The 15,602-nt window shown below is 55.0% G+C and carries 14 protein-coding genes and 2 tRNA genes; 7 read left to right on the forward strand and 9 right to left on the reverse strand.

The window, feature by feature from the left end:
* Positions 1-340: 340 nt before the first annotated feature.
* Complete coding sequence (locus PMI09_RS29670; RefSeq protein ID WP_007788856.1) at positions 341-1,534, forward strand: AIPR family protein; 1,194 nt, start codon at positions 341-343, stop codon at positions 1,532-1,534.
* A 181-nt stretch (positions 1,535-1,715) separates the two neighbouring features.
* On the opposite strand, the gene PMI09_RS03290 is transcribed toward PMI09_RS29670, so the two are convergent.
* Entirely contained in the window at positions 1,716-3,248 is a 1,533-nt protein-coding gene (locus tag PMI09_RS03290; RefSeq protein ID WP_007788859.1) for an AlbA family DNA-binding domain-containing protein, read from the reverse strand.
* Positions 3,249-3,406: 158 nt separating this feature from the next.
* On the opposite strand from PMI09_RS03290, the gene PMI09_RS03295 reads away from it, so the two are divergent.
* A complete protein-coding gene (locus tag PMI09_RS03295; protein WP_052026502.1) occupies positions 3,407-4,090 on the forward strand; it encodes a DUF4145 domain-containing protein in 684 nt (227 codons plus the stop codon).
* Positions 4,091-4,178: 88 nt separating this feature from the next.
* Here the strand turns inward: PMI09_RS03295 and PMI09_RS03300 are convergent, their stop codons facing one another.
* From PMI09_RS03300 to PMI09_RS03310, 3 genes are all read right to left on the reverse strand, one after another.
* Positions 4,179-5,987, reverse strand: a complete 1,809-nt coding sequence (locus PMI09_RS03300; protein ID WP_007788863.1) for a hypothetical protein — start codon at positions 5,985-5,987, stop codon at positions 4,179-4,181.
* A 585-nt stretch (positions 5,988-6,572) separates the two neighbouring features.
* A complete protein-coding gene (locus PMI09_RS03305) occupies positions 6,573-7,919 on the reverse strand; it encodes a site-specific integrase (RefSeq protein ID WP_007788865.1) in 1,347 nt (448 codons plus the stop codon).
* A gap of 179 nt (positions 7,920-8,098) precedes the next feature.
* Positions 8,099-8,173, reverse strand: a tRNA-Asn gene (locus PMI09_RS03310).
* A gap of 117 nt (positions 8,174-8,290) precedes the next feature.
* Here PMI09_RS03310 and PMI09_RS31985 point away from each other — a divergent pair.
* Entirely contained in the window at positions 8,291-8,587 is a 297-nt protein-coding gene (locus PMI09_RS31985) for a hypothetical protein (protein WP_007788867.1), read from the forward strand.
* A gap of 1 nt (position 8,588) precedes the next feature.
* On the opposite strand, the gene PMI09_RS03320 is transcribed toward PMI09_RS31985, so the two are convergent.
* Positions 8,589-9,593 (reverse strand): inorganic phosphate transporter, encoded by a 1,005-nt coding sequence (locus PMI09_RS03320; protein WP_007788869.1) that lies wholly within the window; start codon positions 9,591-9,593, stop codon positions 8,589-8,591.
* A complete protein-coding gene (locus tag PMI09_RS03325) occupies positions 9,593-10,234 on the reverse strand; it encodes a DUF47 family protein (RefSeq protein WP_007788871.1) in 642 nt (213 codons plus the stop codon). The genes PMI09_RS03320 and PMI09_RS03325 overlap by 1 nt, the downstream gene beginning before the upstream one ends.
* 198 nt (positions 10,235-10,432) lie before the next feature.
* Here PMI09_RS03325 and PMI09_RS03330 point away from each other — a divergent pair, with 198 nt between their 5' ends.
* On the forward strand, positions 10,433-10,867 hold the full coding sequence (locus tag PMI09_RS03330; RefSeq protein WP_007788873.1) for a BA14K family protein: 435 nt from the start codon (positions 10,433-10,435) through the stop codon (positions 10,865-10,867).
* 759 nt (positions 10,868-11,626) lie between these two features.
* Here PMI09_RS03330 and PMI09_RS03335 read toward each other — a convergent pair.
* The gene (locus PMI09_RS03335) at positions 11,627-11,893 is read right to left on the reverse strand and encodes a sunset domain-containing protein (protein WP_007788877.1); all 267 of its coding nucleotides are present in this window, start codon (positions 11,891-11,893) and stop codon (positions 11,627-11,629) included.
* A 321-nt stretch (positions 11,894-12,214) separates the two neighbouring features.
* Here PMI09_RS03335 and PMI09_RS03340 point away from each other — a divergent pair.
* Positions 12,215-12,288, forward strand: a tRNA-Cys gene (locus tag PMI09_RS03340).
* 994 nt (positions 12,289-13,282) lie between these two features.
* On the opposite strand, the gene PMI09_RS31640 is transcribed toward PMI09_RS03340, so the two are convergent.
* On the reverse strand, positions 13,283-13,429 hold the full coding sequence (locus tag PMI09_RS31640) for a hypothetical protein (protein ID WP_007788879.1): 147 nt from the start codon (positions 13,427-13,429) through the stop codon (positions 13,283-13,285).
* 373 nt (positions 13,430-13,802) lie between these two features.
* Here PMI09_RS31640 and PMI09_RS03345 point away from each other — a divergent pair, with 373 nt between their 5' ends.
* A complete protein-coding gene (locus tag PMI09_RS03345; protein ID WP_007788883.1) occupies positions 13,803-14,465 on the forward strand; it encodes a protein-L-isoaspartate O-methyltransferase family protein in 663 nt (220 codons plus the stop codon).
* A gap of 13 nt (positions 14,466-14,478) precedes the next feature.
* Here the strand turns inward: PMI09_RS03345 and PMI09_RS32500 are convergent, their stop codons facing one another.
* Entirely contained in the window at positions 14,479-14,610 is a 132-nt protein-coding gene (locus tag PMI09_RS32500) for a hypothetical protein (protein WP_274533071.1), read from the reverse strand.
* 77 nt (positions 14,611-14,687) lie between these two features.
* Here PMI09_RS32500 and PMI09_RS03350 point away from each other — a divergent pair, with 77 nt between their 5' ends.
* Positions 14,688-15,578 carry a PopZ family protein gene (locus PMI09_RS03350; RefSeq protein WP_007788885.1) on the forward strand — a complete coding sequence of 297 codons (891 nt, stop codon included), beginning with the start codon at positions 14,688-14,690 and terminating at the stop codon, positions 15,576-15,578.
* Positions 15,579-15,602 lie beyond the last annotated feature (24 nt).

Genomic DNA, 15,602 nt, shown 5'->3' on the forward strand with positions numbered 1-15,602 from the left:
TGATGTATCGGGTCCATTGTTCAATCGGGCCCGATTGCGGACCGTCTCGCTGAAGAAAAGCCGAACAGGAGCAAGCAAACTGAATGCGCCTGTCCCGGTTTTGTTGGTTTTTTTTAGAAACTACCGCCGTTCAGGACGGGGCGCGGACCACTCAATCTACTCTTCATTGTCATCCAGTGTCACCTCGACCGGACCAACCGTCGTTGCCATCTTGCCGTATCTCGCGCTTGAGCCCGTTGACGGGTTACCGTTTTTACGTCACGCTTAAGTTGTTGAATCGCGGTGGTCATCCTGGTGGATGCGCCTTCAAATTCGCGATCGACGGAAACTGGAGAATAAAATGACTGCTAATGCGCAGAACGCTTTCACGTTCCCATACCATACTTGCCGCAATATTAGCTCCCCAGAAGATGACAACTCAGAACGCAAGGTCTATGCAGGCCACGCGCCTGCGTCATCCGTTCTTGAGCTTGAAGATAACGAGAACGTCCGTGAATATCTGGTCGACGTTCAGGGAAAGCAGCGGCGCTCTCCGACCCTTGTCCATCAAGCTATCCGCAAGACTCTGACGGATACCCCTGACATTTTCAGTATTCTGAATGGCGGAATGGTCATTGTGGCGAAGAGTGCTGTCGTGGACGACAAGGCGAAGTCAATTACCCTTGAAAGCCCCAGCATCATCAACGGATCGCAGACTCAAGGCGAGTTGAAGCGGTATTTCGCAAAGAACAATAGCGACCCGGAATTCGAGCCGAGCATCCGCTATGAAATCATCATTACAAGAGATGCCGAGCTCGTGGCCGAGATCTCGATCGCACGCAATTTTCAAAACGACGTTCGCGCGATTTCGATTGCAGGAAGAAAGGGACAGCTCGAAGATCTGGAACAGGCTGTCCGTAACTTCTTTCCTGACGTCAACCTCCGCAAACGCGAGACCGACTTAGTTACGGGTGAGGATGATGGATTCCTTGATACGGAAAAACTCATTCAGGTAACTTTCGCTCTGATGCCTCCTGAGATCCTGAAAAAGATTAGCGGTGCAGGTGATCAGACCGAGATGACGAATAAGGCATTTTCGTACAGCCAGAAAACACGATGCCTCAAACTCTTTCAGAAGATGGTTGACGATAATGCGTTAGAGGATGTTTCCGATTGCTTCCTCGATTTGGCTGGGCCTGCGTGGCAGCTCTACGAAAAGTGGAAAAGCCATCCGCGATTCAAAGGTACACGTCTTCGGTCCATTGAGCGCGACAAGGCCGGCAATGTGGTTTCGGTTCCTGACGGGATCGTTTTTCCGATACTTGCTGCTCATTCCGCATTCGTAACGCCTGATGCGAAAGGTAAGTGGGCTGCCCGGATTCCAATCGCATTCAATGATGAAGAGATTATCGAGGCTGCCGCTCAAGCCTATACAGAGATCGCAAACAGCAGCCCCCAGCTGATGGGGAAAAGCAAGGCATGCTACACGACATTGCATCGAATCACATCGATCTACGCGCGCTTGGCGACGAAGACCAACGATCTCTTCGCCTAAAAGGGAATTAAAGAGGCGGTCGCAACGAGAGGTCGGGGCGGCCGTTTCAGTTTAACGTCCTCGCTGATGGCTGGACACTTTTCCGAAAAACGTAATGATTGCGTGGCAAGAACTGGTGTCCAGCCTTTAGCTAACCGTGTTGTTTTCTTTGGATTTTCGTGGCCCGGCATGGGGTCTAATGTTACTCCGCAAAATATAGCTGATCAATGCGGGCTGCAGCCTTCCTTATCACGCTCATCTCGCTTGATCCTATACCTTCCGCAAAGTCCCAGCATATTTTGAGGAGCGCCAAAAGCTTCTTTACGTCGATTGGAGGTTGGCTCTCTAATGAGCCTATTGCTCGCGCAAATGTTAGAGCGTCTTTGGCTGTTTCCGGCGTCTTTGGAAGTAAGCCTCTGTCTAAACCAGCTCTATATTTTGGCGCTGCTCCTCCGGCTTTAGTGAAAGCGCTATCGTGATTTCGTACCCGGTCGACGTAAAGTTGCTTCCTTTTCAGGGGAGCTTTGGTGCCTTCAATCAGGCTTGTCAGTGCCTCCAAGTTAAGATTTGATTTGTGCGCGTAGTAGTGAAGTGGGAACCACCCTCCATTCCCGGCCTCGACCGCGCAACGAATGTAGTCTTTCGGATCGTACGGCGAATCCGCAGACAGAAAGTCTCGAATCAGGTCCACCGGGGTTACGAAGCCGCGCCGGATCACCTGACCTTCGCCATCCACAGCATAAACGTCGCCGACGATCTTAAGGGTGGCGGCCCCCTCCTTTTCGTCGAATTGCCCTTGCTGGATGAAATTGATTTTGCCTAACAGCTCGTCACCAATCACCAGTGACCGAGCCCCGTTTGTGAGCACTCCATCGGTTAGGTCGGCGACCATAGCATGGGATGGGCCAAGCGCGAGTAGCCTTTCGACCATTGGCAGGATCTGTTGTCTTGAGTCTCGATCACGATCGTCCAAAATTGCTCGAAGATCGCTATACTTGATGCGTGACGACTGACCGGGGTAACGAAAGAAGATGTCACTTTCTCGCACCTGATCGCCGCCCTCATTCTTCAGCGCGATGACTGGTCGCGAGGGATGCTGATGGACATAAATTACTCCGACCTTTTGGCCTGGAGAAAACTCCAAGAGTGCAGTTTCGATCTTGGGCGTGGGGTCAAAAACAGCCTTAAGTCGCGACGTGAAGTCCACGGGGTCTGCGTTCTCAAACTCGGGGCTTTTCATTCCTAGGACTTTATAGCTATCCGCAGCAACATTGCCGTTGACAACATTCTTATCCTTCACGCCAAAGATCACGTAACCCCCGGTGTTGTTTGCAAGAGCAGCAATCGCTCTGAGCCACTTCCCGGAATGCTTGAAACCAAAGTCCTCTTTACATTCATGGCGGTCGCTTTCGCCCAGACGGAAAAAGTGCTCGCCGGGTGTAACCTCATGGAAAAGGCTGCGGAGGGTTTCTTCTCCTGTCGGACCAGAATCTTCGCCTGAATTCGCAGTCTTTCTGCGGAACGAGGTAATAAACGTTTCGACGACGGCGGGGTCGGCGGCTTTAATCGCGGCCGAGGTGCTATAGGAGCCACCTTTTATTTGGGAGATGCGGCCGGTATTCACTTTTCTTTCGGGCCGGTTGAAGAAAAACTGAATTTCTGTGTTCTTCATCCCCTTTTCAAGCATGCCTTTGATCAGAGAGATTTCCTGATCAGTAATACTTCTTGTCGCCATCGATCCGTCTTCCACCAGTGCACAGCTTCTGATAGGCGGTTCTTCTTAAATAATCGTAATGGGTTCAGGCGATTGGAGGCAAAGTGGACCGCAGACTATGGAGAACAAAATACGGTTCGTTTCCCCTTTTACCGTGCCCGCGTTGTCGGAATGGGCACTTGAGAAGCTATGCTAAACACTTCTATCGCCTTCAGCCACAACACGTATCAACCGCACTCTCACATTTAGAGATGGGTGGTGTGTCGGAAGGGCGGTTTACGTGTTTTCTGATTTGCGACTTCAGGTTTTGTGGGGAGGTTGTCGCAGTTAGCGGTGATTACACATCCCGTGAAGAGGATATCTTCAACCCCGAAACTGAAGAATACGATACCTACGACGATAAAACGGTAGTACCGCGAGCAATGGTGCCCGCGCCACCAATCATCACCTGGCCGGAGAAGTTGGAGGCTGTACCGCGACAGCATCTTATTCAAGCCTTCGAGCTTTTCTGGATGAATAGGGGTGCCTGTGCCAACAGGCTTCGAATTTTCATCGAAACATTGCTCGATCAGTTAGCGGTTGCGCGTGAAGGGAGAAAGCGCAACGGCAAATCAGGCGATCTCGACCTGGCAGAGCGAATTGACCTACTGAATGAAACTCAGTCCGGACATAAAATAGCTCTAGATGCACTTCGGTATGTTGGAAATTTTGGGAGCCATGAGGGGGGCGCCGACTTTGATGATTTGCTTGATTGCTTCGAGCTCATCGAACACACTTTGATCGAGTTGCTGGATGAACGCAGCGCGAAACTCCAGGCAAAGGCGAAGGCGATCGTTAGCCGCAAAGGTAAGCCCAAGGGTTGACAGGACGCTGATTGACTCGACGCGAGGGCGGATCGAAAGTCGCTTCGAAAAAGATTGCGCTGCCAAGGTCCCGTGCGCCAAGACGCCGTTATTGAAGCACCTCCCACTCGAACTTAGTTAGCCCTCCGCCTGTGCCATGCCATGCTGCGGTATAAAAGGGCAGGCGAAAACGACGATTCAGCCTATCCTCAAACTCAATAAAGTACGTACCTGAGAAGTCCCCGCGATGTTTCCCAAACCACTCAATTATGGTGTTCTCGAAACCCGGCGGGTTGTTGTAAATCGGCCAGAGGTACCAGAAGTACATGCCGCCACCACCCGCACGCCAGTCGTGGACCCAATCTTCACCGCCGGTTGCGTAGTCAAACCCCTGTCGGCTGGCAACGATGTTCTTGTACTCGTCTCCCAACATTGCAAGGTCAATCGAGAACGAACATTGGACGAACTCGGCACCCGGCATCAATCCCTTTACAAACTCAAAACGAACATTCCTCGCTGTGCTAAGGATCAATCGCGTTTTTTGCTCGTCAGTAAAAATCGCTCCGGGATTTGTCAGGCACTGAAACAACATCTTCGGGGGACCAAGCTCCGCAACGATGTTGTAAAACCCAATCGCACCGTAGGCCGGCATCGAACAAGCCACGAGTCTGGTTTCTTGTTTGCATGTCGCGTGCGCTTTAGCGTCTGCAAATTTCAACAGCTTGGCTTCTTCTTCGTCCTTTAGTTCTATGGTCGCCCTTTCGGAGCCGAGGTACCTGTAAAGGAGAGAGCTCGTGTCGTGCAATTGTTGATAAAGCTCGACCTCCAATGATGCGTTTCGATACCATTGAACGAGCGTACGCAGACTTTCCTCCCTAGCGTCGGTCCAAGGATCTACGGAGTACTCATCCCATCCGAATTGCTTCATGCTGGCCACATAATATCGTATCGGCGCGGCGTTCGCTGCCGTGAAGCCATTAAGAAAGCCACCCAGCGCCTCAAACGTCTTTGACAGCGGATCCTTCTCATCTAAAGGGATCTTTTCTAGCCCTTCCTTGAGAGACGACAGGCCACCACCGCCTGTTGCGAAAACCTGTACGTTGGCGCGGGACTGGTATCGTGCGTACCGGAGAGCAAGCGTAAGTTTCGATTTTGCGCTCGCGGACAGGTCGCCCCAGCCGCCTTTTCCTGCAAATTCTGAAACAAATTCAGTTTTGAACTCCGAACTAACACGGGAAATTGTGATCACAGCTGAGACAGATGCCCCCCTGCGTTCCGCAGCCACATAGCGAGTTCCGCAAATTTCGGCGAATTTCTTTCCGTCTGACAACAACTTTTTAGCGTCTTCAGTCAAATCAGCGTCAGCATCAAGCCCCCACCTACCGAAGTCCGTCTTCCCAGTCATCACAACAGTGATGGCGTCCGAGTCGAACGCACCCGAAGTGTCAACGGAGAAGCGAGCGGAGCCTTTTGCAGTCAAGAAAGCAGCGTCCGCCTTTGAATCGTAGTTCATGGAAAAGTTTAACTGGTTACGATCTCGGACGTAGATCACTCGCAAATTAGTGTCGACCGGCCCAGTGTCGATCGCAACTTGCTGACCTTTTATGCAGCCTCGTTTGTATTGGGACACATCCCGCGGGTCGAAGCCTTTTCCCAAGCCTAACGCGCTATTCTCGTGATACGCATACGCCTGTGGGTCTCCGACGGCCTCTACTGGGACCTCAGCCTCTGTGAAAGCCATTATACTTTTCCCCTTGTAGGTCATGTTCCGGGGTTGGGGCTTTTCAGCTAAGCGAGGATTTAAGAAGTTGGTGGCTGTTGTTTCTGGCAGGTCAGGTGGGGCGGGTTGCTTTTGCGCCTGTGCGAAGACGCACATGGAAAATGAGAAGTATGCCACAGCACATACCAGAGCACGCATTTCTCTCCCCCAAGTTTTACAGCATTATTCCGCACGTCAAAAGCGCATAAGCGCAGATTAGCGTTCCTTCGGAAGAAATTGTCGATTTCACGAAGGTAGTATAGCCGCAAACGCGAAAACTATAATGTCGGTACTTAAAGTTTAATCAATTTTAGTACCTGTGTAAACAGTGCAATTTGTGCGTTGAATTTATTTGAGAAGCTATTAGAATGAACGCATGACGTTACTATAGTTTTGGTTGCGCTGGCGTTGCCATATGTTTCGCTGCGGTTTCGATAGTTAAGCTCCGCCATGTTTAAATTACTCAGGGGGAAGTGATGTCTAAGCAGCTATCGATTATATCGAGTTCCGGACGAGTGGCGTCGTTCACGATTGTCCCAAAAGACAAGCAAAGTCCACCAGCAGACTGTTGCTGGTATGACCCTGACAAGAACGATTGCCGTCCTATCGGAAGTAAGATTTGCCTGAGTGGCGACACATATGTTTGCGTTAAAGGCGGATCGTGGAAAAACACGTTCGAGCCATGCGACGATCAACAATAATAATTGGGGACGTTTCAGATCGAAGGTAAAGATCGTCGCATGTTCAACTCCGCGATTTGGGCTCAGCTTCCATCCACTTGAACTTGATCGATTCAAGCAGCGCCTGCCGCCGCTTCATCTCCGAGCCGTCGCCGTATACCGGCCGGCCGAACTCGTGCCCCATCAGGTCCGCTTGCATGCGATCGGAAACGCCAGCGTTCTCGATGCGATCCTGAAACGTGTGGCGGAAGGAATAGAGCGTATGAAGCCGGGTAGGGCGCAGCTCCTCCTTCTTCATCATCTTGTTGATCAGAGCAGACGCGACGTCCGCCTTATCCTGGTAGCGCGGGAAGCCTTCCGGATACTGCTTCGCTGCCCACAGCGCGACGCCGACAAGCGGAATGCGCCGGATCGAGTATTCAGTCTTCTGGCGGCGATCGGTGCGCTCCGCGACCTCCAGATGCGGCACCTCGTCATTGAGAACGATGTCCTGGGGGCGAAGGTTGCAGACTTCGCCCAGCCGCATTCCGGTTTCGATCATGATGTAGACGATGCAGCGGGCATCGAGGTTCATGGTCTGCAGCGCGTCGGGGGCGAGGATCTTGTTCTGTATCCAGTCAACCGAGAAGGGCCGGCGCTTGTCGAGCTTGTTGGCGTTTGTTTCCTTGATCCGGCTCTTCGTCCAGACTTCCTTGTAGTTTGTGTGCAGCGCCTCATCGATCACCGTGAGCATGCCGAGCATGTCGCTGAAGCTGCGATTCGCCGTGTAGGCCTTCAGGTTCTCGGTCTTCACCTTCTGCGTCCACCAGCTGCGGTAGCGCAGTATATCGGCGCGAACGATCCGGCCGAGTTCCATGTTCTCGCCAAGTTGGCTCTTGGCGTAATCGATAGCACGCAGGCGTGAGTTCTTGTGCTTGCGCAGCTGGTCGGGGGACATGCCCGTCATCCCCGCCTCATTATGCTCCTCGTAGAGCTTCCAGACGTCGCTCAGCGTAGGCGCCGGCTGGTCGGCTGTCCCCATGACCGCGTCCAAAATCGTCTCAGACCGGTCGAACGCGTCTTCCGCCACGGCGATGCGACGCTCGAACTCGGCGAGGTCGGCTTCTCCAACGTCCGTCGCCGGCTTGTAGGTGAACCCAAGCGATTGGGCGGCTTTCAGAGCGGCCTCGTAGCGCGCCACAGACGATTCCTTGCCCTCGCCATGCAGAAGCGCCTTCCACAGCGTCTCAAGCGCTTGGTGGACGTTCTCGGCGCGGCTGAGCGCTTCCTTGTGATTCTTTGTCTTCAGCGATTGCTTGACGTGGACGCGGCCGTCTAGCGGCGCGACCTCAATCGGCACGCGTCTGTAGTAACGATAAATGCCACTGGTAGGGTGTTTGACCACGTATCGCGAGATATCGTCATTGGCCATGAGGGGCGGCTTCCTTCGGCTTTTCGTCCCGATGTAGTCCGCAATGTATCCCAAAATGTAGCCAAAACAGCAAGAGGCAGGCAAATGCTGCTCTTGGTCCGGCTTGAGGGGGTGTTGCTAAGTATTTGCAAACGCTAGAAAAACGAAGGGCTGCGCTTGTGACGCAGCCCTTCTGAATCTGGCTCCCCGGGCCGGATTCGAACCGGCGACCTGTCGATTAACAGTCGAATGCTCTACCGCTGAGCTACCAGGGATCACCGCTCGCCGCGGTGTGAGTGGCCTAATACAAATGCTTGCCCGATTTGCCAAGCGGTTTTTTCAAAAAAATGACATCCGCTTGTATTCGTTCTGTATAACCCCATCTCCTGTGGATGACTGAAGCACATGATACCACTGGAAAATCGGGAGCCAAGCGATTTGGCATCGATCACAACACCGGCCATCTCGTTCTGGGCTCCGTAAGTATTCCGCTTCCACGGTCGCGCCTCGCCAGAATGACGATCGGCATGCTGCTGATCCTGGGTGGAGTTTTGGGATTCTTGCCCGTTCTCGGCTTCTGGATGATTCCGTTGGGATTCATCGTTCTGTCGCACGACCTGCATCTCGTGCGTCGGATGCGGCGGCGATTCTCCGTCTGGTGGAGCAAGAGGCGGAAACCCGCCCCTTAAATCAGTTGAAAAGGCCCGCCACGCAATAAAAGAGCGCCGAAATAAGCGCGGCAGCCGGGAGCGTGATCACCCAGGCAACGACGATGTTGCCTGCTAGGCCCCAACGGACTGCCGAGACGCGGCGCGCGGCGCCAACGCCGATGATCGCGCCAGTGATCGTATGGGTCGTGGAAACCGGAATCCCAAGCCACGTGGCTCCGAAGAGGGTGAGAGCGCCGCCTGTCTCCGCGCAGAACCCCTGCATAGGGTTCAGACGGGTGATCTTCGACCCCATGGTATGGACGATTCGCCAGCCGCCGAAGAGTGTCCCAAGCGCCATGGCCGTCTGGCAGGAGAGCACGACCCAGAGCGGTACGTGGAAGCTTCCCCCGAGATAACCCTGCGAATAGAGAAGTACGGCGATGATGCCCATCGTCTTTTGCGCATCATTGCCGCCGTGGCCCAGCGAATAAAGAGAGGCGGATACGAATTGCAGGACGCGGAACGTCCGATCGACAGCAAAGGGTGTCTGCCGAACGAAGATCCAGGAGACGATAAGCACGAGGAAGAGCGCCAGCATGAAGCCGATCAACGGCGACATGACGATCGCGCCCGCTGTCTTCAGCAGTCCGCTCCACACGATTGAGCTGAAGCCAACTTTTGCTAGTCCGGCGCCTACCAGCCCGCCCACCAGAGCATGCGAAGAGCTGGACGGGATGCCGAAGATCCAGGTTACGATATTCCAGACGATCGCGCCCATCAGTGCCGCGAAGATGATCAGCGGCGTGACGATATTGGGGTCGATGATGCCGGTTCCAAGGGTTTCGGCAACATGGAGACCGAAGAACAGGAACGCAATGAAATTGAAGAAAGCTGCCCAGACGACGGCATACTGAGGCCGCAGTACGCGCGTGGAAACGATCGTTGCGATCGAATTCGCGGCATCATGCAGGCCATTCAGGAAGTCAAAGAACAGCGCGATCGCGATCAGGCCGGCGAGCAGCGGAAAGGCGAGGGTGGCGTCCATCAAACGTTCTCAATCACGATGCCGCTGATTTCGTTGGCAACGTCTTCGAAGCGATCAACGACCTTCTCGAGTTCACCGTAGATTTCGCTGCCGATGATGTAGGCCATCGCATTTGACGCGCCGTGACGGAGGAAGAGTTCCTTCAGGCCGTGATCGTGCAACTCGTCGGAGCGTCCTTCCACGCGGGTAACTTCCTCCGCAATCGCCATGAGCCGCGGAGCGTTGGCGTTGATGCGATCAAGCAGTGGGATCGCCTCGGCGATGAGATGGGCGGCCTGCACGATTGCCACGCCCATTTCTTGCATGCGTGGATCGAATTGGGTTTGCTCGAAGAGCCGGATCGTCTTGACAGTCTTGTGCATCATATCGATCGCGTCATCCATCGACTGGATCAGATCCTTGATATCGACACGGTCGAAAGGTGTGATGAAGCTCCGGCGAACCGCAAGCAGCACCTCGCGGGTGATGTTGTCGGCATCGTTTTCGAGCGCGACGATCCGATCGCAATGCCGCTCGGTATCCTTGCCGGCGAGCAATTCGTTCAGCGCTTCGGCGGCGCCAACGATCGTCCGGGAATGCTGGGCAAAAAGGTCAAAGAACCGGTCTTCACGCGGCAAAAGTCTACGAAACCAGCTGAGCATTCCATCCATCCGTTTGAGAATTTTTAGAAGCTCGTCATAAATTGGCAGGGCTTGCAATTAAAGTGTCACAATTGCACCTGCCAAGATTCTTTTGCGCCGTGCATTACAATAGGAGCCAGGGAACTTGAGACTTGACTGAGCGTTAAAGTTCTAAGCGTTTTCCAACGCGAGACAGGCAGGAAATGAGAAGGTGCTGGAATGAAGAAGCTTGCGGTACTGGTATTGGCAATTGCGACGAGCCTGTCGGGCATCGGACCGTCCTTTGCCGAAAATTCGGGTGACGAGCATTCGGTTCAAAGCCGCGGCACGTTTGGAGATTCTGGCGCGAGAAACAACCGCAACTACGATCGATGCAGCGTCTATCGTTGCGGTGGCTATCGCCACGGCCACTATGGTAGGCGCTACTATCGTGATGACTACTATCGCCGTCACGACAATGATGCCGGCGCTCTGATCGGTGGTCTGGCGGCGGGGGCAATCATCGGCGGCCTCATTGCTTCACAGCCACGGGTTGGCCCGATCGGCAATTCGCACGTCGATTGGTGTTACAGCCGCTACCGCTCCTATCGGGCATATGACAACACCTATCAGCCATATTATGGCCCGCGGCGGCAGTGCTACTCGCCATACTAATGGTTGATCAAAGAAACCGGCGGGCCTGTCGATTGGAAATCCTGCCGGTTTTTGCGGCAGGGTGACCGGGATCATCACCACGCTTCCGGGTCGAGGTTTGCCGCGTTTACGGTGATCGACGAGCTCAAGGTGAGAGGCAAGATCACGTTCGCTCAGGCGGTTCGTCGTACATATCCTTCAAAAACATGGATTCTCGCCTCTCCTCTTTCCAACAGGCGAGTACAGGTTCATCATGTCATGGCTGTCCCTTGACCTTTCCGCGCGTCGCTTGAACAGCACGACCTGCTGGGGACGTGGGATGCTTACCGCCGCTTAGCTGTTTCAGCAGGTCCGAACCCGGAACTAACACTGATTTATTTGGGATCGGAAGGTTTCGGCGGTCAGGCCTTGTAGGATGCTCAATTTGGAGAGTTCCCATGATCCGCTTGCACAAGCCAATCGCAGCTTTCGCTTTTCTCTTGCTCGCCGCAATCAGTTCGTCATGTACCCCCGGTGGGCCGGGGGCCCGCTCGCTGAACGAACCTTTGAACCTCGCCTGCGCGGATGGCTTCAAGGCCAGAGGCGACGGCTCATGCAGCTTTTAAGATCCGAGTAAATGCAATATCGCCCGCGGCTGACAGGCGAACTGACGAAATCCCGCAGGGGATAGGCTGCCTGATCAGCGGCATCAATGAGGCCTTCGGGCGGTTAAGCTTTCAGCCTCGGGGAACGAATGGGAGCGGGCACGCCGGCTCTGCCTCACTAGGAACCGGCAACAATTCAGGATCGCGCCTTCCGCCAGCCAGCAGCTCGCGCGTCTGTCTCGCTGCAAATCCACCGCTCCCCGTGGAGTTGCGATATCTTGGTCTCGTCGTAATATTTTTTGCCTAGGACGTGGTAGATCCGCTCGCCAGTGTTGATGCTGACGTTGCCCTTGATGTTGCATGCGCTGGAGAAGGCCGCAAGCGGCGTCGAGGACGTGAGTAGGTCCGTTCCAACGTAGCCAGCCAGTCCGCCAACGATGATCGCCAGGTAGAAAGTCTGCATGGTGAAAAGCGGCGGTGGCTGCTTCTTTGTCCGATATCGCGGCGGGGGAAATGAGCGGTGTGTCGGCATACCTTTAGCAAAAGAGAATTCCGGCCTTCGCTCAAGGAGAAGTTGCATGAAAGGTGAAGCATCCGCTTCCTGATACGATTCCGTAATGGCCCTTTGATCTGTCTTCCTGGACCCTCACGTCAAGCCTGTGGAAGAACGTTCTGGAAACGCTTATTCAGAATGGAAAAAGGACATTATTCAGAATGAACCCTCTTGCGATTTTTCTAGGATGGTTCTAAACGACCGCCACGGTTCGATTTTTCGACCGCGTGAGGCCTCGTGGCGGAGTGGTGACGCAGAGGACTGCAAATCCTTGTACCCCGGTTCAATTCCGGGCGAGGCCTCCAACTCTATTTTCTATCCGTAAGATATTGATTTACGGCCGGATTTTCTGATCAGGTCGCGTTGACCTATCGCCATGCCGGATCGGGCAGTGGCGTCTTAATCCGATTTTCAGCTTGCTGTCCAATCGCCAGCTGGCAGCACGTCTCTTGCCGCTTCAATCCCGCGAAATTTGTTTGCAGCGAGCTCGCCAATCCACCTACTCCAATCGGACTAGGACCTAGGTCCATCTGGGCCAACTCTTACAACAGCGCTATGCTCCTCTTACTGGTCTGCCGGGGATAACGCGGGGCTTTGAAGGTATCGGACCCACTCCTTGATCAGCTCCATCTTCCTGTCCGCGGCAGACAGGGCGGGGGTGAGTTTTCTGTCCCAGCAATGCTGAGGGGGCGGCCAAGTTGGTCGCCCTCTCCCGGTCATAGTTACCTCATCCCGCCGAGCAGCTCGGCGGTCCGGGTCGGACGCTTCTGGAGCGCCATCCCTCCACGGCTAAGCTTCGACGACATTTTCTCCACCGGCATAGTGAAAATCCGCAAGGCACTAGCCTACGCGGACGTTTCCCACGACCAACTCGGCGTCGCCGAGTTTTCGGTAGGGTGCTGAAGCTTCATCTTCAGTTCTGAGGAGCGCCTATGAAGTCGGCGACCAAAATACCGCAACTGGTGGAGCCGTGAACTGCATGCCGACATGCTGGCTATACTGATCGAGGAGGCCCTGTCCAAGGAAGAAGCGTTGCGCCACGGCATTCTCATCGACATAGAAGAGGAAACCGAGTTGCAGTAGCCTTCGCCGTAAACCGGGCGGCCCCGGCTGTATTCGGCCCCGGCCGGGTTGTCGACTGGGGAGGGGCTGGGGAGGCTCCGGGATCGACCGCGACACGATATAGGTCCCGTTTGACGGCCGCCATTGGAGCTTAAAGGTATGTTTCGTCGTTTGTTCTTGCCTAAAAAGAACTTCTCGGCCCGCGTTCCAGTCGCTACCTCCACCGCGGCTTGGCGTTCAGTTGATCCGCTGCAGCGATGGCATCGGTGACACGCCGGTTGTCGCGATGTTCGGGGCGCTGACCCTCACAAAGGGGATCAGGAGTATGATTGCTAGCAGCGCGCAGATGAAGAAGCTGCCCAGCAGGAGCGGTTTGATTGCCATGTCCCATCCGTCGAATCGCAAGGAAACGACACTATCGGGACAAAAACTGACAATGGCCTGAAGGTAGGCAGTCAGCTTGTTTCACGATCGAAAAGACCGCAGCAGAAGATGCCAACCAACGTTGCGATGATGAAGAAGTCGAACAACGAAAGATATTCGATAATGTTCGGCATGGCCTACTCCTCCTCAATTCCTCCGGTTGCAATAATATCACAGCACGCTCCTTTGTTCCATGAAGGATTGCGCTAGGGCCGCGTCGGCGGCGCTCGCACCCCGAATTCTTGCCGCAGCCATTCGCGAAGCCTTGAAAGGCCGCTGTGCTAAGATTAAGAGACGTGCAGACAAAGCCGCTTCTACCGGGCGAGAGGACATAATGAACTTCGAATCAGCACGCGCAAACATGGTCGACAACCAGCTCCGCACGACGGACGTCACCTCGCATTCCGTGCTGACGGCCTTTCTCACCGTGCCGCGTGAGGTCTTCGTTCCCGAGAAGGCGAAGCCGCTTGCCTATATCGACAGTGACGTCGAAATCTGTCCGGCAGATGCCGCCAAGCCTGCGCGCTATCTGATGCAGCCGTCGCCGCTTGCAAAGCTGCTCCAGCTTGCGGCGGTCACGAAGGATGATGTCGTACTCGAGATCGGCGCTGGCAGTGGTTACGTATCGGCTCTTTTTTCGCAGCTTGCCGGTACGGTGATCGCGGTTGAGGAAGACGAAACGCTCGCTACGGAAGCCAGGACCAACCTTGCCGGCTACACGAACGTGTCGGTCGTCACAGGCTCACTCAATGCTGGCAATGCGTCCGGCGCTCCTTATGATCTCATTTTCGTCAGTGGCTCAGTCGAGGAAGTCCCTTCCTCCTTGCTCTCCCAGCTTCGTGACGGTGGCCGTCTGGTCACGGTACAGGGTTACGGCGGTTCGGCACGCGCGAAGGTCTTTGTGAGCGAGCGCGGCACCGTTTCCGAAAACGTCTACTTCAATGCCTCCGTTAAGCCGCTTCCTGGTTTTGCCAAGGCGCGCGAATTCGTGTTCTGATCAACAGCTGCGATCACTGATTTTCAACGGGCGCCTTTTGGCGCCCGTCTTTCTTTCCGGCCATCGAAACGGGGTGCCAAGCAAGCGTGGCAGAAAGCTGTGCATGGCAGCATTCATTTGATTCGCGATGATTTTTTTCAATCATCGGCTATCCTAAGGTACGGGTGATTCGGATGCCCATTCCACGCAATCCGGTCGTTTTTCGGAATAACGGGGATAGATATGGCTCAGCCAAGCGTAGCGCGTGAACCGTCCATGGAGGAGATTCTGGCGTCGATCCGCCAGATCATCGAAAGCAATGACCCTGGTGCGGGCAGGGCGCTTTCTGCGTCGCTGCCGGCGGTTTATGGCGCCGATGAGGACGATCGTGATTCGGACATTCATTTGACGGTGGACGAGACTTACGCTGGCGTGGAATTCCCTGAACCGGTCTCTCAGCCCGACCCACGTTTCGTCGCTGCTAACTCGGCGGGCTCGGCTCCTCTGCCGGGGGCGCAGCCGCGTGCCATGTCTCTCGCCGATGTCGCTGCGCGCGTCCGTGCGGCGTCGGAGCGGAACGCTGCCCAGTTGCAGCGCGAAGTGCCGCCGGCATTTCGGCAGCCGGACATAAGGAACACAGAACTGAGAGCCGAGGCGTTGGAAGCTCCTCGTGAGATGCCGATGCCTGCTCCGATGGCTCCGCAACCTGCTGAAGCCGCGACAGCCCCCATTTCAGCTCCTGCGCCAAAAATCGTTGCCGTGCGTCCGCCTGTGGAAGTACCGTTCGAAATGCCTCAAATTGTTGCCATGGAGCCGCGACCGGCTGTCGTTGAAGTGGCTGAGGTATCCGTTCCCGCCGTTGCCACACCGATGGCGGAGGAGATGCTGCCAGGCCGCATTGAGGATCAGCAGCAGCCGGCATTGCTCTCGCATGACGCGGGCCTTCAGGTCAGCCGGTCCTTCGAGGAGCTCGCTGCCGCGATCGATGGCGCCGAACGTCGCTCTCTCGATGAGATTGCGGAAGACATGCTGCGCCCGATGCTGCGCGAATGGCTGGACGACAATCTGCCGACGCTGGTCGAACGTCTGGTGCGTGAGGAGATCGAACGCGTGGCGCGCGGCCCGCGCCGCTGATCGGAAACGCCTTTTCCCAAAGAG

The organism is Rhizobium sp. CF122 (assembly GCF_000282035.1).
Lineage (GTDB): Bacteria > Pseudomonadota > Alphaproteobacteria > Rhizobiales > Rhizobiaceae > Rhizobium.